At 65.8% G+C, this 25,616-nt stretch carries 24 protein-coding genes; all 24 read right to left on the bottom strand.

What is annotated here, in order from left to right:
• Positions 1-423: 423 nt before the first annotated feature.
• The 24 genes from miaB to rbfA all read right to left on the bottom strand — a co-directional run bounded on the left by miaB (position 424) and on the right by rbfA (position 25,552).
• Positions 424-1,962, bottom strand: coding sequence for a tRNA (N6-isopentenyl adenosine(37)-C2)-methylthiotransferase MiaB (miaB, locus tag QP415_RS08415; RefSeq protein WP_016461922.1), 1,539 nt, complete (start codon positions 1,960-1,962; stop codon positions 424-426).
• An 11-nt stretch (positions 1,963-1,973) separates the two neighbouring features.
• On the bottom strand, positions 1,974-2,486 hold the full coding sequence (locus QP415_RS08410) for a CinA family protein (RefSeq protein ID WP_016461923.1): 513 nt from the start codon (positions 2,484-2,486) through the stop codon (positions 1,974-1,976).
• Complete coding sequence (locus QP415_RS08405) at positions 2,474-3,100, bottom strand: regulatory protein RecX (protein ID WP_048675833.1); 627 nt, start codon at positions 3,098-3,100, stop codon at positions 2,474-2,476. The genes QP415_RS08410 and QP415_RS08405 overlap by 13 nt, the downstream gene beginning before the upstream one ends.
• 3 nt (positions 3,101-3,103) lie before the next feature.
• Complete coding sequence (recA, locus tag QP415_RS08400) at positions 3,104-4,195, bottom strand: recombinase RecA (RefSeq protein WP_003796169.1); 1,092 nt, start codon at positions 4,193-4,195, stop codon at positions 3,104-3,106.
• A 248-nt stretch (positions 4,196-4,443) separates the two neighbouring features.
• Complete coding sequence (locus tag QP415_RS08395; RefSeq protein ID WP_016461925.1) at positions 4,444-4,668, bottom strand: DUF3046 domain-containing protein; 225 nt, start codon at positions 4,666-4,668, stop codon at positions 4,444-4,446.
• A gap of 3 nt (positions 4,669-4,671) precedes the next feature.
• Entirely contained in the window at positions 4,672-4,986 is a 315-nt protein-coding gene (locus QP415_RS08390; RefSeq protein ID WP_034475698.1) for a helix-turn-helix domain-containing protein, read from the bottom strand.
• A 170-nt stretch (positions 4,987-5,156) separates the two neighbouring features.
• On the bottom strand, positions 5,157-5,879 hold the full coding sequence (pgsA, locus tag QP415_RS08385) for a CDP-diacylglycerol--glycerol-3-phosphate 3-phosphatidyltransferase (protein ID WP_285099678.1): 723 nt from the start codon (positions 5,877-5,879) through the stop codon (positions 5,157-5,159).
• 17 nt (positions 5,880-5,896) lie between these two features.
• The gene (locus tag QP415_RS08380) at positions 5,897-8,746 is read right to left on the bottom strand and encodes a DNA translocase FtsK (protein ID WP_048675841.1); all 2,850 of its coding nucleotides are present in this window, start codon (positions 8,744-8,746) and stop codon (positions 5,897-5,899) included.
• A 57-nt stretch (positions 8,747-8,803) separates the two neighbouring features.
• Positions 8,804-9,703, bottom strand: a complete 900-nt coding sequence (locus tag QP415_RS08375) for a PfkB family carbohydrate kinase (RefSeq protein WP_034475700.1) — start codon at positions 9,701-9,703, stop codon at positions 8,804-8,806.
• A 117-nt stretch (positions 9,704-9,820) separates the two neighbouring features.
• The gene (locus QP415_RS08370) at positions 9,821-11,512 is read right to left on the bottom strand and encodes a ribonuclease J (protein WP_016461930.1); all 1,692 of its coding nucleotides are present in this window, start codon (positions 11,510-11,512) and stop codon (positions 9,821-9,823) included.
• A 99-nt stretch (positions 11,513-11,611) separates the two neighbouring features.
• Positions 11,612-12,286, bottom strand: coding sequence for an ABC transporter ATP-binding protein (locus tag QP415_RS08365; protein WP_016461931.1), 675 nt, complete (start codon positions 12,284-12,286; stop codon positions 11,612-11,614).
• A gap of 1 nt (position 12,287) precedes the next feature.
• On the bottom strand, positions 12,288-13,496 hold the full coding sequence (locus tag QP415_RS08360) for an ABC transporter permease (protein WP_048675827.1): 1,209 nt from the start codon (positions 13,494-13,496) through the stop codon (positions 12,288-12,290).
• Between the two features lie 27 nt (positions 13,497-13,523).
• Positions 13,524-14,714 carry an FtsX-like permease family protein gene (locus tag QP415_RS08355; protein WP_285099677.1) on the bottom strand — a complete coding sequence of 397 codons (1,191 nt, stop codon included), beginning with the start codon at positions 14,712-14,714 and terminating at the stop codon, positions 13,524-13,526.
• Entirely contained in the window at positions 14,711-15,592 is an 882-nt protein-coding gene (locus QP415_RS08350; RefSeq protein WP_285099676.1) for a DUF6273 domain-containing protein, read from the bottom strand. The genes QP415_RS08355 and QP415_RS08350 overlap by 4 nt, the downstream gene beginning before the upstream one ends.
• A gap of 13 nt (positions 15,593-15,605) precedes the next feature.
• The gene (locus tag QP415_RS08345; RefSeq protein ID WP_285099675.1) at positions 15,606-16,031 is read right to left on the bottom strand and encodes a DUF4418 family protein; all 426 of its coding nucleotides are present in this window, start codon (positions 16,029-16,031) and stop codon (positions 15,606-15,608) included.
• Between the two features lie 149 nt (positions 16,032-16,180).
• Positions 16,181-17,077, bottom strand: a complete 897-nt coding sequence (dapA, locus tag QP415_RS08340) for a 4-hydroxy-tetrahydrodipicolinate synthase (RefSeq protein ID WP_034464064.1) — start codon at positions 17,075-17,077, stop codon at positions 16,181-16,183.
• A 104-nt stretch (positions 17,078-17,181) separates the two neighbouring features.
• A complete protein-coding gene (locus QP415_RS08335; RefSeq protein WP_285099674.1) occupies positions 17,182-17,724 on the bottom strand; it encodes a GNAT family N-acetyltransferase in 543 nt (180 codons plus the stop codon).
• Positions 17,721-18,461 carry a 4-hydroxy-tetrahydrodipicolinate reductase gene (gene dapB, locus QP415_RS08330; RefSeq protein ID WP_048675808.1) on the bottom strand — a complete coding sequence of 247 codons (741 nt, stop codon included), beginning with the start codon at positions 18,459-18,461 and terminating at the stop codon, positions 17,721-17,723. The genes QP415_RS08335 and dapB overlap by 4 nt, the downstream gene beginning before the upstream one ends.
• Before the next feature lie 97 nt (positions 18,462-18,558).
• Positions 18,559-19,863, bottom strand: coding sequence for a M16 family metallopeptidase (locus tag QP415_RS08325; protein ID WP_285099673.1), 1,305 nt, complete (start codon positions 19,861-19,863; stop codon positions 18,559-18,561).
• Positions 19,864-19,994: 131 nt separating this feature from the next.
• Positions 19,995-22,349, bottom strand: a complete 2,355-nt coding sequence (locus tag QP415_RS08320; protein WP_016461940.1) for a polyribonucleotide nucleotidyltransferase — start codon at positions 22,347-22,349, stop codon at positions 19,995-19,997.
• Between the two features lie 184 nt (positions 22,350-22,533).
• Positions 22,534-22,803, bottom strand: a complete 270-nt coding sequence (gene rpsO / locus QP415_RS08315) for a 30S ribosomal protein S15 (RefSeq protein ID WP_007587851.1) — start codon at positions 22,801-22,803, stop codon at positions 22,534-22,536.
• Between the two features lie 241 nt (positions 22,804-23,044).
• A complete protein-coding gene (locus tag QP415_RS08310) occupies positions 23,045-24,034 on the bottom strand; it encodes a bifunctional riboflavin kinase/FAD synthetase (RefSeq protein WP_048675804.1) in 990 nt (329 codons plus the stop codon).
• A 10-nt stretch (positions 24,035-24,044) separates the two neighbouring features.
• Positions 24,045-25,097 carry a tRNA pseudouridine(55) synthase TruB gene (gene truB, locus QP415_RS08305; RefSeq protein WP_048675802.1) on the bottom strand — a complete coding sequence of 351 codons (1,053 nt, stop codon included), beginning with the start codon at positions 25,095-25,097 and terminating at the stop codon, positions 24,045-24,047.
• Between the two features lie 5 nt (positions 25,098-25,102).
• On the bottom strand, positions 25,103-25,552 hold the full coding sequence (rbfA, locus tag QP415_RS08300) for a 30S ribosome-binding factor RbfA (protein WP_016461943.1): 450 nt from the start codon (positions 25,550-25,552) through the stop codon (positions 25,103-25,105).
• Positions 25,553-25,616: the final 64 nt, after the last annotated feature.

Below are 25,616 nucleotides of genomic sequence, written 5' to 3'. Positions count from 1 at the left end.
CCCAGATTCACAGACACGAAAAGCCTCCCATTCCCTGGACTTCAATTTCGATGTCCAAGAAACGGGAGGCAGTTCATCGCTGGAGGAGCGGGGCACTCTCGGTGGAGTGTGCGCCGACTACATGCGAAGGCGCGGCACGTACCGCGTGCGCGGGAAAAGCCACGGGTCGCATAGGGGGGCTCGAATCGACCCGCACTACCGAGAGTGCTCCCGCATGCCGATCGCCTCACCATCGTGACGATCGCCACGAAACAAAAGTAACTCAGGAGTAGCACGTCACACGCTCGTTTGGCGGCGACATTTTCCCACTTTTCACTTGTACGACCGATCAAATGTGCAGTGCGGTCCGTACACGGTCCCCCGTGACATGTGGGCCTGTGCAGACAAGATGTCCACGCAGGCCCACATCAGTGCAACTCAGCGTCAGCGCGGGGCACCCACGCGCAGCGTGGGAATGCCCAGGGACACCGTGGTGTCCGGCTCATCCTTAGCCTGACGAGCCTCCCACGCGTCCCCAGCGCGCGTACGACGCACCTCGAACAGACCACCCTGCGTGCCCGAGTCGGCGATCAGGTGGTGAGGCGCCCCGTATGTGACGGTCGCGCGGATCATGTCACCCGGGCGCGGGCGATCGGCCTCGGACAGTCCCTGCGGCAGAGCGACGTGCACGAGGCGATTATCGCGCGCGCGGCCCGAGATACGGTGCGTGGCTCCATCCTTACGGCCATCACCCTCGGAAACGAGAACCTCAACCTCCGTCCCGGCCAACGCGGCGTTGTCCTCCGCGCAGATACGCTCCTGAAGCTTAATGAGGCGCTGGTAGCGCTCGAGCGCCACGTCGTCGGGAACCTGATCCTCGCGATCCGCAGCGGGCGTGCCCGGCCGCGGGGAGTACAGGAACGTGAAAGCCGAGGAGAAGCGAGCCTGCTCGACGACATCAAGGGTTGCCTGGAAGTCCTCTTCGGTCTCCCCCGGGAAGCCAACGATGATGTCCGTCGTGATCGCCGCGTGCGGGATAGCGGCACGCACACGCTCCAGAATGCCCATGAAACGATCACGGCGGTAGGAGCGGCGCATCTGACGCAGGACCGCATCGGACCCGGACTGCAGGGGCATGTGCAGGCTCGGCATGACCGTGGGCGTCTCCGCCATCGCAGCGATCACGTCATCGGTGAAAGCAGCCGGATGCGGCGAGGTGAAGCGCACGCGCTCGATCCCCTCCACGCGGCCAACGGCGCGCAGCAGGTCGGCGAAAGCGCCACGCTCACCGAAGCCCACGCCGTAGGAGTTCACGTTCTGACCGAGCAGGGTCACCTCAATGGCTCCCTGCGAGGCGACGGCCTCAACCTCGGCGAGGATATCGCCGGGACGGCGGTCTCGTTCCTTACCCCGCAGATGCGGGACGATACAGAACGTGCAGGTATTGTTGCAACCCACCGAAATCGACACCCAGGCGGCGTAGGCACTCTCACGGTGCGTGGGCAGCGTCGAGGGAAAGACCTTCAGGGATTCCTCGATCTCAACGGCCGCCTCACGGTTGTGCTCGGCGCGACGCAGCAGAGCAGGCAACACGTCGATGTTGTGCGTCCCAAAGACGGCGTCCACCCACGGGGCCTTCTCAACGATGCCGTCTCGCATCTGCTGGGCGAGGCATCCACCGACCGCGATCTGCATACCGGGACGCTTGCGCTTGACGGCCGCGAGCTGCCCGAGGTTACCGAAGAGACGGGTCGCAGCGTTTTCGCGGACGGAGCAGGTGTTGATCACAATGACATCGGCGCCCATGTCGCCCGCATCGGTCGCGCGGGCGGCAGCCTCAGGGACCTGCTCAACGGGGACGAGGCCGGCCTGCTCCAGCAGACCCGCCATGCGTTCGGAGTCGTGTTCGTTCATTTGGCACCCGAGCGTGCGCACCGCGTAGGTGCGGGGCGTCGCGGCACCATCCTGCATCATCGTATTCATCGCAGTGAAGTCTAGTCGCCGACCTGCGCGCCGGCGAAGTCGAGCACGTCACGCACGAGCAGGAGCGCGGCGTCAATGGCACCCGCACGCACAGCCGCGCGATCACCCTGAAGGTGCAGGAGCAGGTGCTCCTCCCCTGTCGGGTACGTGCACGCGATATGCACGGTTCCCGCTTCACAGCCGTCGGCCGGGCCGGGACCGGCGACTCCGGTCGTCGAGACGCCGATGTCCGCGCCGAACAGGGAACGTGCGCCCCGAGCCATCTGGCGCGCAACCTCCTCGTCGACAGGGCCCGTCAGCGCCAGCCGGCTTTCCGAGACCCCCAGCACTGAAGCCTTCGTATCCACCGCGTACGTGCAGGCTCCCCCACGAACGACACGGGATGCGCCGGGCACGTCAACGAGACGCGCGACGAGGCCACCACCCGTCAGTGACTCCGCCGTCGCAATCGTCAACCCGCGCCCTGTGAGATCAGCGATCAGCTGCGCAACCTGCTCGTCGCCCATGATGCTCACAGTCCCCATTGCCAGCTCTCCTCTGCGTTATCGTCGTCGTCACCCCACGCGTCGAGCGCCTCGCGCACGGCTGCGGATGCCACGGACGGCGAATAGCCTTTGCGCGCGAGCATCGAACTCAGTCTACGGTAGGCCGTCTGACGTGGGACGCCCGCGAGCGAGCGCCTTTTGCGGGCCACCAGCTGGGCCGCGCGCTCAGCCTCGTCCACGCGGTCAATCTGGGACAGGGCGCGCTCGATGGTCGCCGAGTCCAATCCTTTGCGCACGAGGATCTCGCGTAGCGCGCGGCCGGAGGCACCCGTGCCCGAAAAACGAGATCGGACGAGCGCATCGGCGTAGGCCTGGTCGTCGACGAGACCGACAGCCTCAAGGCGGTCAACGACCTCGGCGGCGAGCTCGGCGCTAAAACCGCGTCCTTCGATCGCGCTGGTCAGCTCGATGCGCGAGCACGCGCGCGCATCGAGCTTGCGCAGCGCAACTTCGCGTGCGGCTTCCACCGCCGCCGTGCCCGTCAGGGCCGCATTGCGTTCGCGGGCGCGCGCAAGCCTCTCGCCCGGGGAGGAGCGTCGACGACGCTCCTCCCCCAGCTCGGGATTATCCTCCGGATCCAGGTAGCGGACCACGACTCAGAAGCCCGCGTCCTCATCCGGATCGATGTCGGGCACGTCCTGGGAGGCCTGATCCGGGTCCGGAGCCTCGCCGATACCCAGCGAGACGAGGATCTTCTGTTCAATCTCGTTGGCCAGCTCGGGGTTATCCACGAGGAATTGACGCACGTTCTCTTTACCCTGACCGAGCTGGTCATCCCCGTAGGTGAACCAGGAGCCGGACTTACGCACGATGCCAGCCTCGACTCCCATGTCGATGATCGAGCCCTCGCGCGAGATGCCCTTGCCGTAGACGATGTCGAACTCGGCCTGCTTGAAGGGCGGAGCCATCTTGTTCTTCACGACCTTGGCGCGCGTGCGGTTACCGACGGGCGCACCGGCTTCCTTGAGGGTCTCAATGCGGCGCACGTCGATGCGCACCGACGCATAGAACTTCAGCGCCTTACCGCCCGTCGTGGTCTCCGGGGAACCAAAGAAGACGCCGATCTTTTCACGCAGCTGGTTGATGAAGATCGCGGTGGTGCCGGTCGCGGACAGGGCACCCGTGATCTTACGCAGGGCCTGGCTCATGAGTCGAGCCTGCAAACCGACGTGGGAGTCACCCATCTCGCCTTCAATTTCAGCCTTGGGCACGAGCGCCGCGACGGAGTCGATGACGATGATGTCGATGCCGCCCGAACGGATCAGCATGTCCGCGATTTCGAGGGCCTGCTCGCCCGTGTCAGGCTGGGAGACCAGGAGGGAGTCGGTGTCGACACCCAGGGCACGCGCATAAACAGGGTCAAGGGCGTGCTCCGCGTCGATAAAGGCAGCGTTACCGCCAGCCTTCTGGGCGTTAGCGACGGCATGGAGGGCGACCGTGGTCTTACCGGAGGACTCGGGGCCGTACACCTCGATGACACGACCGCGCGGCAGGCCGCCGATACCCAGGGCAACATCGAGGGCGAGGGAACCCGTGGGGATCACCTGGACTGGCGGACGATTATCGTCGCCGAGGCGCATAACGGAGCCCTTACCGAACTGCTTATCGATCTGCGACAGGGCGACTTCGAGTGCCTTATTGCGATCATTGGTCGCGGGCTTTGCGGCGGGTGCTTTACGGGCAGCCATGGTGATCCTTTCGTCTGCGGCCTCTCCGGCCTGCGGGTGTCCTGGCCTGGAATGCCACCCCTCTCCGAGGCGACATGACGAGTATGCGACCGGCCATCGTCATCTGCGTCCCGCGCGCATGCACCCTGTGGATGACACACGTCGGAACGTCGTCGCCCACAAGCTTAAATGGAACACATGTTCGATTGTTGATCGACACGCCGCAGACGAGCCAGACGGGCGTCACTCACAGGAGCATCGTCGCCCGTTCAGCGTCCTCGCTCGCGCGGATCGACGCGATGAATCCAGCGCGCATCCTCGCGCCCGGTTTCCTCACACAGCGTCGACCAGACCTCGTCAGGGTTTACTCCCGCGGCCAGCGCGTCATGCGCGGTCGCTCCCAGCGAGGCGAGATACAGGTCGGAAACGTACGAGCGGCCGAGGGCCGACCCGAAGGTCGCCTCGACCGCCTCGTAAAACTCAGAGTGCTTCACGCGTCAGGAAATCAGCGTGACGGGCACGATCTCATCGGGCACCGCGTCCGGAACAACCGCGCCATCGATGATCGCCATGCGCTCGGAGACCTCGCGCAGGACAAACCACAGCGGGACACGCAGGGCCGACGTGATGGCCTCAAGCAGTTCGGAGGATGCCTCCTTCTGGCCGCGCTCAACCTCGGACAGGTACCCGAGGGAGACCTGCGCCTCCGAAGAGACTTCGCGCAGGGTACGACCCTGGCGCTGGCGAATGCCGCGCAGGACATCGCCCAGTTCGCTGCGCAGCAGCGGGGTTTCGCTCAGTGTCTTTTCCATAGTGTTACTGTAGCCGTTCTGTTTTGAGGAGCGCATTGTCAGTTCGCGCATCGAAACGCTGTGACGCTGCTTTTTCATTCCTCGGCTTGCATTCATATCTACGCAACGCGGGAGGTTTCAGGCTTATTCCACCGACGAGTCAATGAGCCTATGGGTTGCGTCACCCAGGCTCAACTCTGGACGTGCTGCCCCGCGAAACCCCGCTTTGACGGCTCCTTCGACGCTTCCTCGTTCACGGATGCATCCGGGGTTGAGCTCTCATCCTCGCTTCCACCGGAACCACGCATGAGGCGCACACCCTCGAGGACGTACATGAAGCCCGAGTAGAGCGTGAGCGCGAGAGCGACGCCTGCGAGGGCCTGGCCGAGGTGAATGACCACGACGACCCATCCCTCGTTAGTCTCACTCAGTGCGGTGAAGTGCGCCCACGGGATCAGTAGCACACCGAGGGCCACGATCTGCATGAAGGTCTTGAGCTTGCCCGCCTGATTCGCGGAGACGACGACGCCGCGGCGCAGGAAGAAGGCACGCATTGCGGTAATGCCCAGCTCGCGCACGGCGATGAGGATCGTCACCCACCAGGGCAGGAATCCCTGGTAGGACAGCAGGCCGAAGCCGCACAGGGTCAGGGCCTTGTCAGCAATGGGGTCCGCGATGCGACCGAAGTCGGTGATCTGACCCCACGAGCGCGCAAGCTCGCCGTCAAAGCGGTCCGTGATGGCCGCAACGGCGAAGACGACGAAGGCCGCCCACAGCGCGGTCCATGACTTGCTTTGCAAGCCTAGAACCACGAACACGGGGACGAGAATCAGGCGCAAAACGGTCAGCGCGTTGGGCAGGTTCACGACGGGAACCTTGCTGTCTCGCTGCACGCGCGACACGTTATCGCTCATGACCGTTTCCTTTCCTCTCAGCGGCCCGTGAGCTGCCAAGCATCCTCGTTGTCCTCGGGCTCCTCGTCAACCCAGTCGGGCGATGAACCACCAAAGTTATGACCAGAGTACGGGTCTACCCCGCTGCCGCGCGAATCGCTGGCGTCAGCCGTGCCCATTTCGTAACCGGATGCGGGCGATTGCGTGGGAGCGGACGAGGCCGGGGCACCTGCCGTGCCCCCCGCGGCAGAGCCGACGGCCGGGCTGGGTGCCGCCTCGGGAGCGGCCGGAGCGGGCGCGGGGGTGGGCTCAGGGGCGGGCTCGGCGATGCCGGCGGACTCTCCGCGAAGCATGGCGAGGACCTCGGGAAGCTGCTCGGGAGTGACGAGCACCTGGCGAGCCTTGGATCCTTCGGAGGGGCCGACGATCTCGCGTGATTCGAGAAGGTCCATGAGGCGCCCGGCTCGGGCGAAACCGACGCGCAGCTTGCGCTGGAGCATCGAGGTGGAACCGAGCTGCGTGGAGACGACGAGCTCGGCGGCCTGCAGCAGGTCTTCGAGGTCGTCTCCGATGTCTTCGGCGACCTTGGTTTCCTTCTTGTCCGGCACGACGTCGTCACGGTAGTGCGTCTCCATCTGGCTCTTGACGTGCGCGACGACCTGGTGGATCTCGGATTCGGAGACCCACGCGCCCTGGACGCGCATGGGCTTGGAGGCGCCAGCGGGCAGGTAGAGGGCGTCGCCCTGGCCGATGAGCTTTTCGGCGCCGGGCTGGTCGAGGATCGTGCGCGAGTCGGTCAGCGAGGATGTCGCGAACGCGAGGCGCGAGGGGATGTTGGCCTTGATGAGGCCCGTGACGACGTCGACCGAGGGACGCTGTGTGGCCAGGACCAGGTGGATACCGGCGGCGCGGGCGAGCTGCGTGATGCGCTGGATGGAGGCTTCCACGTCGCGCGGCGCGACCATCATGAGGTCGGCGAGCTCGTCGACGACCACGAGCAGGTACGGGTAGGGGTGCAGGGTCCGGTTGAGGCCGGGCTTGGCCTGTACCTGTCCGGCGGCCACCGCCTTGTTGAAGTCGTCGATGTGCTTGAAGCCGTAGTCCGACAGGTCGTCGTAGCGCGCGTCCATCTCCTTGACGACCCATTCGAGGGCCTCGGCGGCCTTCTTGGCGTCGGTGATGATGGGCGAGATGAGGTGCGGGATGCCCTCGTAGATCGTGAGTTCCACACGCTTGGGGTCGACGAGGATCATGCGCACCTGCTGGGGCGTCGCGCGCATCATGATCGAGGTGATCATGGAGTTGACGAAGGAGGACTTACCGGAGCCGGTCTGGCCGGCGACGAGCATGTGCGGGGTCTTCGCCAGGTTGGTGACGACGTAGCCGCCTTCAACGTCCTTGCCGACGCCGACGACGAGCGGGTGCTGGTTACGACGGGCGGCTGCGGAACGCAGGACGTCGCCGAGGGCCACGTTTTCGCGGTCGGCATTGGGGATCTCGATGCCAATCGCGCTCTTGCCGGGAATCGGCGCGAGGATACGCACGTCGGCGGAGGCCACGGCGTAGGCGATGTTTTTCGACAGGTTCGTGAGCTTGTCGACCTTGACGCCGGCGCCGAGGACGACCTCGTAGCGGGTGACTGTCGGACCGCGCGAGAATCCCGTGACGCGCGCGTCGACGTTGAAGTCTGCGAAGACCTGGCCCAGTGCCGCGACGACCTGATCGTTGACGGCCGAACGCGTCATATGGGGCGGGCCAGAGACGAGGAGGTCTTCCGACGGCAGGGTGTAGGTGATCGAGTCATCCAGGTTGGGCTGGAAAGCGCCCTCGGGCTCGTCGGTGATCGGCGGGGGTGCCGGCTCGTCCTCGGGTTCCGGTTCGGGTTCGGGCACGTGGGCAGGAACCTGTACGGGTGCGGGAGCCACGGCGGGGCGCATCTGCGTGAGCATCTCGGTGGGCGCGTCGGGCGCCGAGGAACGAGGCCGGGGCGTGGGCGTGGGTGCCTGCGCAGCGATCGCTCCCGACTCGAGAAGACGCGTTTCTTCGGCCGAGTCGGAATCGGTGGCCTTGCGGAAGGACTCGTCGCCGTCGTATTCGTCGAGGAAGGCGTCGTCTCCTGCGGCGAGGTCCTTGCGGGACTTGCGGCGAGCTTTCTTGGCGGGGTCCTCCGCGTCCTTTTCTGCGGACTCAGCCTCTCCCTCGGCGCGCTGGCCACTGAGATGTGCAGCGAGGTCGCCAAGGCGCGCCGGCACATCCGCGACAGCCGTGCGGGTGGCCAGCAGGATCGAGTACGCGAGGAGCAGAAGCAGGAGGGCGCCAGCACCCCAGCCGGACAGGAGAAGCGCGAGAGGGCGTGCGACGAACCAGCCGATGAGGCCGCCAGCGGCCTCGATGCCCGGGTCGTCAGCCATACCGGGGTTTCCGCGTGAAATATGCACGAGGCCCGTCAGCGCTGCGGTGATACCGATACCTCCAGCCACGTGGTGTGGCAGAGCCGAGCGTCCGGATCGGGCGGTCACCAACTCAACGGCCAGTGCGATGAGAACCAGAGGAAGCACGACCGAGAAGATGCCGAACAGGCCCGCGGAGGCGTGGTGGATCGCATCCCCGGCCTCGCCGGAAATCTGGAACCACTCACGCAGCGCGATCACAATCGCTGCCGCGACCACGACGAAGGCAGCGGCGTCGCGCTTCACCTGCGCGTCGGTAGCCTTCCACGCGCGCACGGCACCGATGCCCGCGCGGCCAACCGCAGAAAAGAAGCGTGCCAGGAAACCCGGCTGCGTTGGTTCGGGCTGGGGCGTCTGGGCAGACCGAGAGGAGCCTCCCTTCGCGCGCGGGCGCGCGGGAGCCTTACCGGACGAAGAGCGTGGAGACGATTGTGCCATGATCATTCCACCATATCGCCCGCCGCGGCCCGACTCCGCCAGGCGCGCCGCGTAAGATCAGCGCAGGATGTTCGTCACGACCCCGGTTTCAAGGACGTTCTCAACCTGATCGCGCGTGGGAACGGGCAGCGCAGACTCGTGGGAAATTGCCAGCGCTGCGCCCGCGTTCGCCATCAGGCATGCGGTCTCCAAGTCGTAGCCCATCACCAGGCCCGCACACATCTCGGCGATGTGCGTGTCCCCCACGCCCGCGGTGTCCGCGATGGGCGTCTGGAAGGCGGGGATGGAAATAACGGGCGCATCAGCGAATTTTTGCAGCTCGCAGCCCCGCTCCCCCACGCGACGAACGGTCGCCGCGTCGGCGCGCATGTAGGAACGAATCGTCGAGCCGCGGCGGTTCGCCTCCAGGATTTCTGCCAGTGTCGCAGCCTCCCAGCTGCTCATCGTCACCACGTCCGCGCGCGCGAAAATCGTCTCCCATGCCTCGAGCGGAACCTGCGCAACTGCGGGCGAGACGGACACGACGAGAGTCACGAAGGGCGGAAGACCCGCAGCCCATTCACTCAGCTCGGAGGCTGCATGCGCGCTCGTCATATCGGAGGCGGCCACGTGGACCACGTCCCCTTCGCGCAATTCGATGCTCGTCAAAGCTGCGCGCGACGGTTCTGACTCGACGCCCGCCGTCACGACGGAACGCATCGACCCGTCTTCGACAATCAGCTGGATGACAACGCCAATGTCACCCACGAGCTCGGGGGTCAGAACCTCGACACCGGCTTCGACGAGCTGCTGACGCACCGCAAAGGAATTCGGTCCCGTCCCCAGAGGCGAGGCAGCGGCCGTCGGCACTCCCATTGCCGCAGCAGCGCACAGGGTCGTAAACCCGCCGCCCGGACGCGAGCTGGCTGCATCCGCGTGGACGGACCCCCCTCGCTCCGGCATGTATGCGATGTGCATCGGCAATACAAGAGCGACAGAATGCGTCGAAATGAAACGACCCGACACGAATTTTCCTTCCTTCAAGCGCGCGCTACCGCCCAGCACGCCACGGCCTCGTCGATGAAGACAGTCAGCCTACTGCTCGGTCACGACCGGAACGATCATAGGACGACGATGCAGGCGCCGCGCAACCCAGCGACCGATCACGCGACGCATCGCCTGCTGCAGGATGTAGGGGTCCTGACCGCCGGGTGCCGCAGCATCCTTGAGCGCCTGGGTGACGTCGGGGAGAATCTCCTCGAAGACCGAGTCGTCCTCGGCCATGCCGATCGCGCGGATCTCCGGGCCGGCCAGCACCATGCCCGAGTCGTGCTCGACGACCGCAAAAATCGAGATGAAGCCCTCCGAGCCCAGGGTGCGGCGGGTCTCCAGTTCATCTTCGGAGATCTCTCCGATCGAACGGCCGTCCACGTACACGTACTCACACGGCACGACGCCCGACACGCGCGCGACGCCATCCTTCAGGTCGACCGTCACCCCGTCCTCCGCCAGGACCACATTCTGCGGATCCATGCCGGTCTTGACGGCCAGCTGGCCGTTACCGACCAGGTGGCGAACCTCGCCGTGAATGGGCATCACGTTCTTGGGCTGAACGATGTTGTAGCAGTAGATGAGCTCGCCGGCGCTCGCGTGGCCGGACACGTGTACCTTCGCGTTCTCCTTCGACACGACGCGCGCACCCAGGCGGGTCAGGTCGTTGATGACGCGGTACACGGAGTTCTCGTTACCGGGGATCAGCGAGGAGGCCAGCACAACCATGTCGCCGGGCTCGATCGTCACGGTGCGGTGCGACCCCACCGACATGCGCGACAGGGCCGCCATCGGCTCGCCCTGAGAACCGGTCGCCATGTAGACACGCTCGGAGGGCGGCAGCTCGCTAATTCCCTTGAGGTCCACGATGAGGCCCTCGGGGATCGACAGGTAGCCCTTCTCCTCCGCGATGCGCATGTTGCGCTCCATGGAGCGGCCCACGAAGGCCACACGACGCCCGTGATGGGCGGCCGCGTTGATGACCTGCTGGACGCGGTGCACGTGTGAGGCGAAGGACGCGACGATGATCTGGCCACTCGCCTCGCCGAAGACCTGATCGAGCACCGGGCCAATCTCGCGCTCGGGCGTAATGAATCCGGGCACCAGCGCGTTCGTGGAGTCCACCATGAACAGGTCGACACCCTCCTCGCCCATGCGGGCGAACGCACGCAGGTCGGTGAGGCGGCGGTCCAGCGGCAGCTGATCCATCTTAAAGTCACCCGTGATGAGGACGTTGCCTGCATCCGTGCGCACGAAGACCGCGAGCGCATCGGGGATCGAGTGGGTGACAGACACGAATTCGAGGTCGAAGGGGCCGACGGTGAGGCGATCGCCCTCGGCGACGACATTGAGACCCGGGTCGGACAGGCGGTGTTCACGCAGCTTGGGGGCGACGAAGGCCAGGGTGAGGTCGGATCCGTAGATCGGGATGTCGCCTCGCAGCTTGAGCAGGTAGGGCACGGCACCGATGTGGTCCTCGTGACCGTGGGTGAGGACGAGGCCGACGACGTCGTCCATGCGGTCCTCAATCCACGAGAAATCCGGCAGGATCAGGTCGACGCCGGGCTGTGTCTCTTCGGGGAAGAGAACGCCACAGTCCACGACCAGGAGTTTGCCCCGGTACTCGAGGACGTTCATGTTGCGGCCGACCTCGCCGAGACCTCCCAGCGGGATCACTCGCAGTGCGCCCTCTTCCAGGGGCGCGGGTTCGCTGAGGTTCTCGTACAAAGACTTCATGATGCCAGTCTGCCACGTTGGCGCCCTTTTACCCGCATCGGGAGCCACGTTGGACAGGTCGGTCCCCTCACATTTGGCGTCATCGGGCGCGATCGTGGGTCACTGGTCGTGCAGGCGTCCGCCTTCCATGGCGTAGCAACGGTCGGCGAAACGCTGCGCCTCGGACTCGTGGGAAACGACAAGGACGGCCGTTCCACGATCGGCGGCGTCACGCAGGAGGGTCAGGACGGCGGTCGCGTTCGCGTTATCGAGGCCTGCTGTAGGCTCGTCCGCCAACACGATGGACGGTTCCATGAGGAGGGCGCGCGCAATCGCCATGCGTCGTAGTTCTCCGCCCGACAGCTCGGTGGGCTTGGCATCGGCAAGGTCGGTCAGTCCCACGGCGTCCAGCAGCTCGCGCGCACGGCCTGCCGACGCCTCGTCTGCGCTGTAGAGGATCGAGGGCAGCAGCACGTTGTCGAGGACACTCAGGGCGCGCAGGGCTGTATTGCCTTGGGGGACGAGGCCGATGCGCGCGTTGCGCAGCCGGGAGCGCTCCTCGTCGCGCAGCGAGTATAGATCCGTTCCCTCGACACGCACGTGTCCAGCCGTGGGCGTGAGGATCCCGGCGAGCATGGTCAGCAGGGTGCTCTTACCGCTGCCCGAGTGGCCAGAGATGACGGTCAGTTGCCTCTCGTCCAGGCCAAAATCCAGCGGGTGGACCGCGGTGAAGACCCGCTTTCCTCCGCGTGCCCTGGCGAACTCTTTCGACACACTCGTTGCCTCGATGATCATGTCACTCCCCTTCCTTCAGGGCCAGGCTGGCATCCATTGTTGTCACGTACCGCAGCGCTATCCACGAGGAGACGAGGGCGACGATGCCCACCGACGCGAGCGCCCCCAGAGCCAACAGCGCCAGCGTCAGCGCGGATGGCACGAGGAATCCGCCCCCCAGGCTCTGGTCGACGAGGCCGGAGAAGGACACGAGGAGGACACCCGAGATGATGATGCCGCCGACGCCTCCGAGGATGTTGACGCCGAGCGCCTCGCGGATGATGATGCCGGAGATCATGCGCCGGTGCGCGCCCATGGCGACGAGGGTGGCGAACTCGCGCCTGCGTTCGGCGACCATCAGGACGAACAACAGGGTGATCATGAGCAGGCCGACGCCCCACGCGACGCCGATGAGGACAGCCACCGTGCGCGACGTCGAGTCCAGGGATTGTGCGATGCCGCTGACCATCCTCGCCGACGTGGCGACCGCAACACCGGGCACCTGCTGCTGGATCTGGGCGGCCACGGCCTCGGCATCGTATCCGGGCGCCACTTTGACCATCACCGAGGAGATAATCCGGTCGGTCTCAAGCGTCGAATACTTGTTGAGGCCCTTGCGCAGCGAGGAGTCGATGACCTTCTTGGCGGTCTCAAAGTTCATGTAGACCGCGTTGTCAAGGGTCGATCCGGTCGCATCGAATTGCCCGACGACCCGCAGCGTGTTGTCGAAGAGCTGGAAGTTGTTGGGGTCGTTGGCCAGCACGTTGGCTCCGACGATCACCTCGTCGTCTCCCAGTTGTGTGCGCCCCACCGCGTCCCTCATCCACGGCTGGATCGTGAAGTCGGTGGCGGGATCGTAGGCGATCACCTGGTAGCGGCCCGAACAGCAGCTCGCCCTCGCCGAGGCCAGGAAGAGCTGGGAGGACGCAGCTTCGACCCCGTCAACGGCGGCCACCTCATCACGAGTCGCCGCATCCATGTAGAAGTATGACGGCTCGGCGCTCACCAGGAACGTCTGTGCGTCAAAATCGGTATCGGCCTCGGCGGGGGTCACCATGATGTCGGCTCCCAGGCGCGACTGGACCGTGCGCAGGCCGTGTTCGATCCCCTGGACGATAAGGGTCCCTCCGAAAATCGTCATCGTCATGAGCATGGAAAAGAGGACGAGGGTCCCCGTCCGCACGGGGTACCCGCGCAGGTTCATCCACGGAAGTCGCGAGCGCGACAGCATTGCGTCATTCCTCCTTGACCATCGTCCCTAGATCAGGACCGTTTTCTGTCCGCGCACCACGCGGCTTACCCGAACGAGGGCGAGGCGCGTTCCCGCGATCCCCACACAGGTGACTGCGGCTATCGATACACCGGCGAGGGGCAGTGACGTCCCGGGGGCGGTGAGGACCTCACGTATGCTCTCATCCGCTGCGAGAGGCAGAACGATGGCCGCGAGTACCACCCCCGCGAGTGCACCCACCGCGTGGAGTAACGCGGATTCACCCAGCATGACGCGGTTGATGATGCCATGCGATGCCCCGATCGAACGCCAGACGGTGAGTTCGGCGCGTCGTTCGTTCATGAGACTCACCTGTGCGACGACGAGAGCGCCGAGCAGCACCAGCCAGATGGCGCCGAGGACCCCGATCGCGAGCCCGCGGTGGGATCGAATGCCCGAGGCAGTGTCGACGAGGGCTTCGCTGCTGCGCACGGCCCTCACCTTACGCACGTAGAGGTTGATCCAGTTCGTGACGCTCTCGATAGTGTCACTGCCCGACGTGCGGACAAGCGCCGCCGAGTAGTCGGAGCTCGGGTCAACGGTGGCGTCGATGTCTTTGCCCGCCGCGCGGGCACCCGCGACAATGTCGGAGAGGGTATCCATACTGACGAAGACAGCGTTATCCAGCTCCGAGCCAGTGGCGAGCAGATGCGCGTTGATCGGGTGCTCCTCGCCGAAGACGGAGAGGGTCTGCCCGTCCGCCCCGGGGACAGCACTACCCACCGCGACGCTCCCGCGGGGCAGGGACGCCCGCTCCCCCTCGCGCATCCAGGGACCCAGCACGAAATCCGTCTCCGGTTCGAATCCGATAATCCACCGTGTGGAGCCATCGGAGAGCGTCTCTGAGACGTACAACTGGTGAGACACCGAGGCGATGTCCTCGTTCGAGGACATGCGCGCCAGAGCCGAGCGCGGCTGGTGGCAGCCCACGGGAGTACCGAGCATGAGGAGGCGCTTCTTATCCACCTGGTTCAGGCAGCTCGTCGGGTAGACGACGAGGTCGGCGCCGAGCCGCCGCTCGGCAAGGGACAGTTCGTTCCTCGCGGCAGCGACAAGAATGAACCCTCCGAAAACACACGCCGCCTGCGCGAGCGCGAGGAAGATGATGACGACGGACCGGAGCGGATGCGCCTGAGCGTTCGCGAGAGGAACGCGGCGCAGGGACAGGGCACCCTTCATCGGGTCCCCTCGCCGGTCCCCACAACATCGATCCAGAGGGCGGGGCGAACCCCGTACTGCAGATCGACGTTTGCCCCGCTGAGCGACGGCGTGCCCGAGGCATCGACGAATTGCGTGGCGAACCCGTAGGTTCCGGGAGAGCGCAGCCACCAGTCGGCGGTCCCGTCCTCGGACACGCTCAAGGGGCTTTCGGCAGCGTGCTCGGTGGCGAGGGCAGCACCGATGTCGCTACGCGCGGCCGGGGTGTTGAAGTAAATGACGCTCTCGGTCTCGCTCAGCGCGAAGACACGGTCATCGGTCGGCGCACCACCGCTCGCGCCCGTGATGGACTGATCCGCGTTCTCGTTGTGCACCGTCTCGATGAGGCCACGCTGAACGGGGGTAAACGCTGCCTCGTAAAAGTCCCCGTTCATCCACGCGCGCAGATCGGAATGTTCCCATGTGATGTCCTCGAAGGGCACGTGGTGATACTGGCGGGCCTCGAGGACATCCGCGCTCAGCAGCAGCAGCTGGCCATCGATCTCATCGAGAACGATCCACCGAATCGGCTCGGCCCCATTGGACGTGTCGCCATCTTGCTCGTAGGAGCCAAACTCGATCGTGTCACCTTTGGACGCGCGGCGGTACGGCAGCGCCGGATCGGCATCAACGAGGGCCTGCGCGCGCTGCGCGGCATCGCTGTAGCGTCCCAACGAATGGAAGATCTCGTAGGCGCCCTGGGCATCCCCGGCCTCGTCAAGGGCGACGGCCTGACGGTAGCGCATCGCGTTGCGCGCGATGACCGTCAGAGCGATAGCGAGCGAGAGCACAAGGAGAACCGCGCCAATGCGCACGGTTTTTCGACGAAGTAGGGCCCTCACGCCGTCATTGTCTCCCATCTGGGCGTATCCGTCAGGCGGAGATCTTCTGGTCCTTCTTGAAGGAAGCGACCAGCGCCCCGATGCCACTGCCGGCGACAAGGACGCTCATGATGCGCACAAAAGGCTGGAAAACCGTGTGGCAGCGCATCGTCTTCATCATGCACAGCGGGCAGATGCCGCCGGGAATAAAGAAAACGACGACGCTGGCGATCACCGCGAGCGCGAGCAGGGCCAGGCGTACGGGCTTGTTCTTGACGAGGGCTGAGGCGCCGTAGAGCGCGATGAGTCCAACTGCGCTGCCGGCCACCATGTTCTGGCACTGATGGCAGTGCATCCACGTACCGTCGGCCCGTTGCTCGCACGCCGAAAAGACGGTCACCCCTCCGGCGAGCAGCAGCGCACTGAGGGCGGCAGGAACCAGGGGGATGATAACGTCCTTCTTTGCCACGGTATCCATTCCTTGCAGACACAGTCAGTGTTGGTGAACTTTACTTAGGTATATTAAGCCTTATTTCACATGACCGTCAACGATCGGCCCTCCCCTCCTCGGCAACGCCGCCGAGGAGACACGTCGCCCCCGCCGGATCTCGACGGGGGCGATACGTATCAGAGCAGACCAGCGGCGCACAGGGCGCGGCGCAACGCCGACACCTCATCATCGCTGATTCCAACCATCGGCAGGCGCACGGCCGGGCTATCGATGACGCCCTGGAGCCACAGCGCGTACTTCGCCATGACCGCCCCCTGGCCACCGCCCATAATGGCGTGCACAAGGGGACGCAGCGAATACGACAGCTCACGGGCCTCCCACACCTGATCGGAGTCGAGCAGCTCGATCATGCGGCGGTAGTGGGCCGAGGCCACGTGCGTCACCACCGAAATGAAGCCCGAGGCGCCACCCGTCATCCACGCGAAGTTCAGGCCGTCATCACCCGAGTAGTACTCCAGGCCCGTGCGGTGCATGCGCTCCACACCGGTCTCCACGTCACCCGTGGCGTCCTTGACGCCCAGGATGCGCGGATGCTGGGCGAGGATGTCCAGTGTCGAATCAGAAAACGCGATGCCCGTACGACCCGGAATGTCATAGAGCATGACCGGCAGATCGGTCGCATCCGTCACGGCGCGCACGTGCGCACGCAGGCCCTCCTGGGAAGGACGATTGTAGTAGGGGGACACGATAAGCAGACCGTCCGCTCCGTGCTCCTGGGCGCCCTCGCCGATACGCACCGCGTGCGCCGTGTCGTTCGAACACGCGCCACACAGGATGAACGCGCGATCTCCTACCGCCTCACGGACGGCGTCCGTCAAGTCATTCTTCTCCGGCTGGTGAGTCGTCGGTGACTCACCCGTCGTGCCGGACAGCAGGATCGTGTCGCATCCCTCGTCGACCAGCTTGATCGCCAGGCGCTGCGCGGATGGCAGATCAATCTCACCGGTGGCGGTCATCGGCGTGACCATGGCGGCTGCGAGGGAACCGAAGCGGCGGGGAGGAATGTTACTCATGCGCTCCATGATACGCACGCCCCTGTACTCCGGGCACGACCGGCTCGAACGTGGACAGACAGCACCGCCGCTTGCCCACGTGGGATGGCTCGCGCCGTGGGCCCTTAGTCGCGCTCGGCCCACCACATGTGCTGCGTAGGCCCATCGCCCAGCACGCGCACCGCGCCGGAAGGCTCAAAACCCGCCGACGTGTAAAAACGCTGACGCTCCTCGTCGTCGACACCCACCCACACGCGCAGCTGGCCACTCGTCAAGTCAGCAACAGCCGCCAGCAGGCGCGACGCGTGCCCCGACCGCCGGAAGTTCTTCTCCACCGTCAGTTCGTACACCTGCGTCGCGGCCACCGCGCCGTCGCCCGAGGAAACAGAATCGCCCGAGGCGGCCCCGGCCTCGTCGGGGCCCGCGAGTGCGAAACCGACAACGGTATTGCCGTGGAGGGCGACGAGGAGGGCAGTACCCGCGGGCCGCGGAGAGGCCAGCGTCGCCTCCCATTGGGCAGCGAGGGCCTCTTCCGTAATGCCCTGGGCGTCGAGGGCGTCCTGCCCCATGAGGGAGCGCCAGGCCTCGACCTGCAGGCGAGCAATCGCGCGCGCGTCGCCGCCCTGAGCGGGACGCACGGAGCGGTCGGGGCCGACAGGCGAGCTCACAGGCCCATCACCTGATCGAGCCCGATCGTCAGGCCCGTGCGGCCACTCACGCGGCGCACGCCCAGCAGGACGCCGGGCATGAAGGACACGCGATCAAAGGAATCCGTGCGAATCACCAGCTGTTCGCCCGCGTTGCCCAGCAGGATCTCCTCCGAGGCGGTCAGGCCACGCAGGCGCACGGCGTGGACCGGAACCCCGTCGACGCGGCCTCCGCGGCTGCCCAGCTCATCGGTCTGCGTCGCGTCGGGCATCTCCCCCAGTCCGGCCTCGGCGCGGGCCTTCGCGATGCCGCGTGCGGTCGCCACGGCGGTGCCCGAGGGGGCGTCCACCTTGGCGGGGTGATGCATCTCGATGACTTCAGCGGACTCGAAGTACGGGGCAGCCATGGCTGCGAACTTCATGGCCAGGACCGCACCCATCGCAAAGTTCGGGGCGATCAGGACGGCGCGCCCCACGGCCTCAGCATGCTCGCGCACGCGCGCGTAGGACTCATCCGTCCAGCCGGTCGTGCCCACGACGACATCCACGCCCGCGTCGAGGAGCGCGTGCACGTTGGACTCGGTGACGCTGGGGATCGAGAAGTCAACGGCCACCTGCGCGCCGTTCACACTCTCGGCCGTGATCTTATCTCCCGCGTCGAAGAGCGCAACAACCTCCATATCCGGGGCGCCCATCACCGCCTGGACAACAGTCGAGCCCATACGGCCCTTGGCTCCGGTCACTGCCACGCGAATCATTGCGCTCTCCTTCATGGGTTATGTGTTGTCTTCAGAGTATTCCCGCGCCAGCGAGGGCTCACGCGGATGGACAGGGGGTTTCTCACTCCCCCGTTTCTTACTTGGCAGGCAGGACGAGGGCCCGACAATCCAGCTTGATGATGAGAGACGCAGCCAGTGCGCGCACGTCGGATGCCTCCACCGCGTCGAATTCTGCAAGAGACTCGTCAATAGGACGGTAGCGTCCGATGATCTCCGAGCGGCCCAGGCGCATCATGCGCGACCAGTTGTCTTCCAACCCCAGGACGACACCGCCACGTACCTGTCCGCGCACGCGTGTCATCTCCTCCTCGGTCGGGCCCTCTGCTGCCAACTCCTCCAGCTGTGCGCGCATGATGGCCTCGACCTCGTCGACCTTGTCGGGGCTGCAGCCCGCATACATGCCGAAGGTTCCCGTGTCCGAGTAGGCAACATCGAAAGCGTAGGTTGTGTAGGCCAAGCCGCGCTTTTCGCGCACCTCCTGGAAGAGGCGCGACGACATGGATCCACCCAGGACCGACAGCAGGACACTCATGGTCGGGCCCGCCGGGTCCGTCGCCGACAGGCCCTCGCACCCGATGATGACGTGCGCCTGGGTGACGTCGCGTCGGCGGGTAATGTCCTTGTCGTGTTCGGCAATCGGGCTCGGGGCAGTCGATCGACGAGGCCGGGGCGAGGCCGCACTGCGCCCATCCCAAGGAGATCCATCCAGGGCGACCTGCACGCGCTCGCACACTGATTCGTGGTCGACGTTACCGGCGGCGGCAACAATGAGAGACGAGGGGCCGTAGTGAGCCTGGTAGTGCTCCCACACGTCGGCGCGCTCGACCTCGCGGATCGCCTGAGCCGTACCACCCACAGGGCGCCCGATCGGACGGTCGCCATGGACGGCCAGCTGGAAGGCATCGTGAACCGTATCGGTCGGCGAATCTTCCCCCATCGCCAGTTCGTCCAGGATGACGCCGCGTTCCATCGAAAAGTCATCCTCATCCAGGCGGGAGTCAGTGACCATGTCGGCCAGCGTCTCGATCGCCATGTCGAGGTCCGCGTCACGCACGCGCGCCCAGTATGCCGTATGCTCGCGCGCAGTTTCTGCGTTCGACTCGCCGCCAACGCTATCGAAAGCGACAGCGATATCGAGCGCAGAACGCTTGTTCGTGCCCTTGAACAGAAGATGCTCCAGGAAGTGCGTCGACCCGGCCGTACGAGGCCCCTCATCGCGCGAGCCCACGGGCACCCACAGAGAGACTCCCGCGCTCTTCGTCGCCGGAATCCTCTGGGTCAGAACGCGCGTCCCAGCTCCCAGGATCGTGCGTTCAATGCGGGTGTCGCCGTCCTCGATAGACAGGCGCGCCTCGTCGAGCGGCAGTGGCTTGGGGGTCATACTTCTCCTCTTGCATCCCTTGATCGGGACTAGGCACGAAACGTTCACAGTGTAGCCGCAAAAAGGCCGGTGGCCGGGCGGAGCACACGCCCCATCCCGACCACCGGTCCGATTCAGCTAGCGGGAGCTACTCACTCCTCGGAAGCGCCCTCTTCACGCTCGTCATCACGGCGACGACGGGTGCGGGTGCGGGGGCGACGCTCGCGACGCTCGGAGCGATCACGACGCTCACGACGCTCACGACGCTGCTCGGCCTGCTCGCCCTCGGGGGCCTCAAGCTCACCGGCCTCGCCGTCGATGACGGCGTGCAGGCTCAGCTTGCCGCGGTCGCCGATCTCAGCGATCTCAACCTCGACCTGCTGGCCGACCTGCAGGACGTCGTCCACCGAGTCGATGCGCTTGCCGCCCACGAGGCGACGCACCTGCGAGATGTGCAGGAGGCCGTCCTTGCCGGGGGTCAGCGACACGAAGGCGCCGAACGACGTGGTCTTGACGACCGTGCCGACGAAACGCTCGCCGACCTCGGGCATCTGCGGGTTCGCAATCTGGTTGACCATCGTGCGGGCAGCCTCGGCGGAGGCGCCATCGGAGGAGGCGATGTAGACGGTGCCGTCGTCCTCGATGGTGACATCGGCGCCGGTCTCGTCCTGGATCTGGTTGATCATCTTGCCCTTGGGGCCAATGACCTCGCCGATCTTATCGACGGGGACCTTGACGGTGATGATACGAGGAGCGTTGGGGCTCATCTCATCGGGGCCGTCAATCGCCTGGTTGATGAGGTCGAGGATCGCCAGGCGGGCGTCGCGGGCCTGGGCCAGCGCGCCGCGCAGCACCTGGGAGTCGATGCCGTCGAGCTTGGTGTCCAGCTGCAGGGCCGTGATGAAGTCACGGGTACCGGCAACCTTGAAGTCCATGTCGCCGAAGCCGTCCTCGGCGCCCAGGATGTCGGTCAGGGTAACAGCCTTGAACTGGCCGTCGACCTCGCCCGTCATGAGGCCCATCGCGATGCCCGCGACGGGGGCGCGCAGCGGCACGCCGGCCTGGAGGAGGGACAGGGTCGAGGCGCAGACGGAGCCCATCGAGGAGGAGCCGTTGGAGCCCATGGTCTCGGAGACCTGACGGATCGCGTAGGGGAAGTCCTCACGCGACGGCAGGACGGGAACCAGAGCGCGCTCAGCAAGGTCGCCGTGGCCGATCTCGCGGCGCTTCGGGGAGCCGACGCGGCCGACCTCACCCGTGGAGAACGGGGGGAAGTTGTACTGGTGCATGTAACGCTTGGCGTTGACGGGCGACAGGTTGTCGATCTGCTGCTCCATGCGCAGCATCGCCAGGGTGGTGACACCCAGGATCTGGGTCTCGCCGCGCTGGAAGAGGGCGGAGCCATGCACGCGGGGCAGGACCTCGACCTCGGCGGACAGGGAACGGATCTGGCGCGGCGTACGGCCGTCCATGCGGATCTCTTCGCGCAGGGTGCGGTTACGGATCGTTGCCTTCTCGAGCGAGCGGAAAGCAGCCTTGAGGGCCTTCTCCGACTCGGGGAAGCGCTCGGCCAGAGCGCCCAGCATCTCTTCCTTGACGGCGTCGACGGCCTCGTCGCGGGCGAGCTTGCCCTCGGTCAGCAGGGCCTGAGCGATCTTCTCGGCCGCGTACTCCTCGACCGCCGCGTACTCTTCGTCGGTGTAGTCCAGGAACAGCGGGAAGTCGGCGGTCTCCTTGGAGGCCTTCTCGGCCACCTTGATCTGAGCCTCGCACAGCGCCTTGATGAAGGGCTTGGCGGCCTCGAGGCCGTCGGCCACGACATCTTCGGTGGGGGCGGTGGCACCAGCCTGAATGAGCTCCCACTCATTCTTGCCGCCGCCGGCCTCAACCATCATGATCGCGACATCTTCGGAGCCGTCTTCCTTGGTGACGATGCGGCCCGCGACAACGATGTTGAACACGGAACGCTCGAGCTCGCTCCAGCGCGGGAACGCGACCCACTGGTCATCGATCAGGGCCAGGCGGGTGCCGCCGATCGGGCCCGTGAAGGGCAGACCAGCGATCTGGGTGGACATGGACGCGGCGTTGATCGCCAGAACGTCGTAGGCGTCGTCCGGATCGATCGTCAGGACGGTCTCGACGACCTGAACCTCGTTGCGCAGGCCCTTGACGAAGCCGGGGCGCAGCGGGCGGTCGATGAGGCGGGCGGCCAGGATGGCCTCGGTGCCCGCGCGGCCTTCGCGGCGGAAGAAGGAACCGGGAATGCGACCCGCGGCGTACTGACGCTCTTCAACGTCGACGGTCAGCGGGAAGAAGTCGAACTGGTCCTTGGGGTTCTTGCCCACCGTGGTGGCGGACAGAACGGTGGTGGAATCGTCCAGGTAGGCCAGGGCAGAACCCGCGGCCTGCTTGGCGAGACGGCCGGTTTCGAAGCGCACGACGCGCTTGCCGAAACGGCCGTTATCGATAATCGCCTCTGCGGCGATGATGTCGGAGCCTTCCATCATGGGGCGTTTCTCCTTGGGTTGTTGGTGTCGCGCTCCACTTCGGCCTTCGATCGAAGCCCACGGATTAACGCTCCGTAGGCCACTGTCGAAAACCGGCGGCTTGTGCGCGAAAAATAACGGTTTGCCCGAGGCGGGCGTGTGAAAACCGGCCCGTCTCCGCTACGGGAGGCGGGCCGGCCCAAAATCAGCGGCGCAGGCCGAGACGCTCGATGAGCGAGCGGTAACGCTCGATGTCGATGTCAGCCAGGTAACCCAGCAGGCGGCGACGACGGCCGACCAGCAGCAGCAGGCCACGACGGGAGTGGTGGTCGTGCGTGTGGGTCTTGAAGTGCTCGGTCAGATCCTTGATGCGGCGGGTCAGCAGCGCGATCTGCACCTCGGGGGAACCGGTGTCGCCCTCGTGGGTAGCGTACTCGGCGATGATCTGGTCCTTGACGTCCTTGCTCAGCGGCACAGGCTTCTCCTTTGTTTTCGTTGCGCGGGGCATCCGGGCTTCTCCCGGATGCTGACAGTCCGCGGCCGGTGTACGGCCTTTCTACAGTAGCACGCCACCCGCCTTGTTCCCACAGTGAGCGACCAACCTAACGATTCCGCTCATCAGCGAGGCCAATGCCCCTCCCCTGCTCGCTGCCCCCAGGCCCCGGGCGGGGTGGGTGCGCCCCGTAGCGCTGCGCCAACTGTGAGGGGAAGGCCCGCTATCGGGCGGTCACCGAATCCGGGTCGACACGCCCAGCGACGCCGATGCCGAGGACGGATGCGGTCTGACGCAGGTCATCGTCCATCTGGGTCAGCAGCCCATCGAGGGAGTCGAAGGACATCATCGGGCGGATGCGCGACACGAAGGTCACGGCAATGCGTTCGCCGTAGAGGTTCAGGTCCGAGCGGCCCAGGACGTGGGCCTCGACGGTGCGCTCCTCGCCGTTGAACTGAGGGTTGGTTCCCACGGAGATGGCAGCGGGAAGGAACTCAGCGGACTGCGTGCCGGGCACTGCGCGAACGACCCAGCCAGCGTAGACACCGTCGGCGGGGATCACGCCTTCGACGTCCTCGGACAGGTTCGCGGTCGGGAAGCCGAGTGTGCGGCCGCGCTTGAAGCCGTGGCAGACGGTGCCGCGGATGCGATGGAGGTGTCCGAGGACTCGGGCAGCACCGGAGACGTCTCCGGCCGCCAGGAGCTCACGTACCCAGGAGGAGGACCAGCGCCGTCCTTCGGGCGCCTCAATGTCGGTGACGGTAATAACACCAAATCCGTAGCGGCTTCCCAGCTCGCGCAGCGTGTCGATCGTCCCCGCGTTGCCACGTCCGAAGCGGAAGTCTTCGCCGACGACGACCTCGCGGGCACCACAGCGCTCCACGAGGTATTCGTAGACGAATTCCTCGGGCTCGAGGCTGTAGACACTCGCGTCATAGCGCGCAACGAGCGTCGCGTCCAGACCGGCCGCAGCCATCGCGTCGAGGCGGTCACGCAGCGGGGAGATGAGCTGGAGGCCCACCTCGGGCTTGTGTACCTGGATGGGGTGCGGGTCGAAGGTGATGGCCACCGCGTCGACTCCGAGCTTGTGGGCGCGCTCAATGCACGTGGAGACGACCTTCTTGTGTCCGTTGTGCATGCCATCGAAATTGCCAATGGTCACGACACTGGCCTCGTTGCCGGGGATGTCAGAGAGGGAATACCAGACGTTCATGAGTCTCTTTCTAGAAAACCAGGACGGTACGCAGGCGCGCCTCGTCAATGCGGAGCAGGCCCAGGACGGTGCCGTCCGGCGCGAGCGCAGCGATCGGCGAGGCTTCCTCCTCGGACGAGCCGTTCGGGCGATAGCCAGCCTCGGCCACCCACTGCGCCAGTTCACCGCGCGAACGCCTGGGGGCCTGACCATGAGCGAACGCTCCGGCCTCGGCCTGCGTCAGGAGGAGAGTGGGGAACATGGTGCGCGCGGCCTCCCCCAGGGGGACGAGGGGCAGGATCGGTTCCGCCTCCGGCTCTCCTTCCGGGGTGGCTGCCTCGACAGCAGCGCCCAGCTCGTCGAGCGTCATTGCCGACTCCACGGGTATGTCACCCACGCGCGTGCGACGTAGCGCGGTCAGATGGGCACCCACGCCGAGCGCCTCACCGGCGTCGCGCGCAAGGGCGCGCACGTATGTGCCCGAGGAACACTCGACGACCACGTCAACATCCACGACGCTCACGGGTCCCGAGGGCAACTCAGCGTTAGGCACGTTCTCTCCGTCGGCCTCGTCACGGACATACTCCGCGGGGCGCGGGGGCGCCAGGACCTCCAGGCGCGAAATGCGCACCGGACGCGCCGCCAGTTCGACGTCCTCGCCCGCGCGGGCAAGCGCGTAGGCGCGTTTTCCATTCACCTTGATCGCCGAGACCGTGGAGGGAACCTGCATGATGTCCCCGCGCAGCGGCGCGAGCGCCAACTCAAGATCCTCCTCACTCAGCGAGGAACAGCCCACGGCTGCGGTCGCGACACCTTCTGCATCGTCTGTGTTGGTAGAGACGCCGAAGCGGATCGTCGCCCGATATTCCTTCGAATGTCCACTCACCCAGGTGAGCAGCTTCGTTGCCTTGCCAATGCCGATCACGAGGACTCCCGTCGCCATCGGGTCCAGGGTGCCACCGTGCCCCACCTTGCGGGTGTGGGCCAGTCGTCGCACGCGTGAGACCACGTCGTGGCTGGTGAGCCCCTGCGGCTTGTCGATAACGACGAGGCCGGGGCGCGGATTATCGGGTCGACGAGCCATGAGGGTCAGGCCCAATCCTTCTCGGCGTCGTCCTCTTCGTCATCGTGACGGTAGGGGTCGGCGTCGCCGGCGTAGGTGGCACCGGCAGAGGCGGCCGCGATGGCCTCGTCCTTCGCCTTGGCCTTCGCCAGCGCATCCTCGAGCGCAGCGGCGCTTTCGGGCAGCGCATCGGGAATGAACTCCAGGGTCGGAGTCAGACGCAGGCCCAGAGCCTTGCCCACACGCGAGCGGAACAGGCCCTGCGCGGATGCGAAGGCTCGTGCGGCCTTCTCACGCTGCTCGTCATCGCCGAGCACCGTGTAGAAGATGGACGCGTGCTGCAGGTCGCCCGTCACGCGCACGTCCGTGATCGTCACGAGCTCCAGGCGGGGATCCTTCACCTGGCGTCCAATCATCGACGCGACAGTCTGCAGGATTCGCTCCTGCACCTTACGAACGCGAGCTTCGTCAGCCATCGCGCCCTCCTTTCGGGCACTCACGCCCTTGTCGAAACACTAGATGAGAGAAGATCGGGGTCCG

This window comes from Pauljensenia sp. UMB3104 (genome assembly GCF_030217285.1).
In the GTDB taxonomy this organism is placed as follows: Bacteria; Actinomycetota; Actinomycetes; order Actinomycetales; family Actinomycetaceae; genus Pauljensenia.
Note: the sequence above shows the minus strand (reverse complement) of the source record. Positions and strands in the feature narration are given on the sequence as shown.

What these genes read in the sequence shown, in the direction of transcription:
- miaB (WP_016461922.1), bottom strand. Translation starts at nt 1,962, where the DNA reads ATGAATACGATGATGCAGGATGGTGCCGCGACGCCCCGCACCTACGCG.
- QP415_RS08410 (WP_016461923.1), bottom strand. Translation starts at nt 2,486, where the DNA reads ATGGGGACTGTGAGCATCATGGGCGACGAGCAGGTTGCGCAGCTGATC.
- recA (WP_003796169.1), bottom strand. Translation starts at nt 4,195, where the DNA reads ATGGCTGCCCGTAAAGCACCCGCCGCAAAGCCCGCGACCAATGATCGC.
- QP415_RS08390 (WP_034475698.1), bottom strand. Translation starts at nt 4,986, where the DNA reads ATGGAAAAGACACTGAGCGAAACCCCGCTGCTGCGCAGCGAACTGGGC.
- pgsA (WP_285099678.1), bottom strand. Translation starts at nt 5,879, where the DNA reads ATGAGCGATAACGTGTCGCGCGTGCAGCGAGACAGCAAGGTTCCCGTC.
- QP415_RS08380 (WP_048675841.1), bottom strand. Translation starts at nt 8,746, where the DNA reads ATGGCACAATCGTCTCCACGCTCTTCGTCCGGTAAGGCTCCCGCGCGC.
- QP415_RS08375 (WP_034475700.1), bottom strand. Translation starts at nt 9,703, where the DNA reads ATGCACATCGCATACATGCCGGAGCGAGGGGGGTCCGTCCACGCGGAT.
- QP415_RS08370 (WP_016461930.1), bottom strand. Translation starts at nt 11,512, where the DNA reads ATGAAGTCTTTGTACGAGAACCTCAGCGAACCCGCGCCCCTGGAAGAG.
- QP415_RS08365 (WP_016461931.1), bottom strand. Translation starts at nt 12,286, where the DNA reads ATGATCATCGAGGCAACGAGTGTGTCGAAAGAGTTCGCCAGGGCACGC.
- QP415_RS08360 (WP_048675827.1), bottom strand. Translation starts at nt 13,496, where the DNA reads ATGCTGTCGCGCTCGCGACTTCCGTGGATGAACCTGCGCGGGTACCCC.
- QP415_RS08355 (WP_285099677.1), bottom strand. Translation starts at nt 14,714, where the DNA reads ATGAAGGGTGCCCTGTCCCTGCGCCGCGTTCCTCTCGCGAACGCTCAG.
- QP415_RS08350 (WP_285099676.1), bottom strand. Translation starts at nt 15,592, where the DNA reads ATGGGAGACAATGACGGCGTGAGGGCCCTACTTCGTCGAAAAACCGTG.
- QP415_RS08345 (WP_285099675.1), bottom strand. Translation starts at nt 16,031, where the DNA reads ATGGATACCGTGGCAAAGAAGGACGTTATCATCCCCCTGGTTCCTGCC.
- dapA (WP_034464064.1), bottom strand. Translation starts at nt 17,077, where the DNA reads ATGAGTAACATTCCTCCCCGCCGCTTCGGTTCCCTCGCAGCCGCCATG.
- dapB (WP_048675808.1), bottom strand. Translation starts at nt 18,461, where the DNA reads ATGATTCGCGTGGCAGTGACCGGAGCCAAGGGCCGTATGGGCTCGACT.
- QP415_RS08325 (WP_285099673.1), bottom strand. Translation starts at nt 19,863, where the DNA reads ATGACCCCCAAGCCACTGCCGCTCGACGAGGCGCGCCTGTCTATCGAG.
- QP415_RS08320 (WP_016461940.1), bottom strand. Translation starts at nt 22,349, where the DNA reads ATGATGGAAGGCTCCGACATCATCGCCGCAGAGGCGATTATCGATAAC.
- QP415_RS08310 (WP_048675804.1), bottom strand. Translation starts at nt 24,034, where the DNA reads ATGAACGTCTGGTATTCCCTCTCTGACATCCCCGGCAACGAGGCCAGT.
- truB (WP_048675802.1), bottom strand. Translation starts at nt 25,097, where the DNA reads ATGGCTCGTCGACCCGATAATCCGCGCCCCGGCCTCGTCGTTATCGAC.
- rbfA (WP_016461943.1), bottom strand. Translation starts at nt 25,552, where the DNA reads ATGGCTGACGAAGCTCGCGTTCGTAAGGTGCAGGAGCGAATCCTGCAG.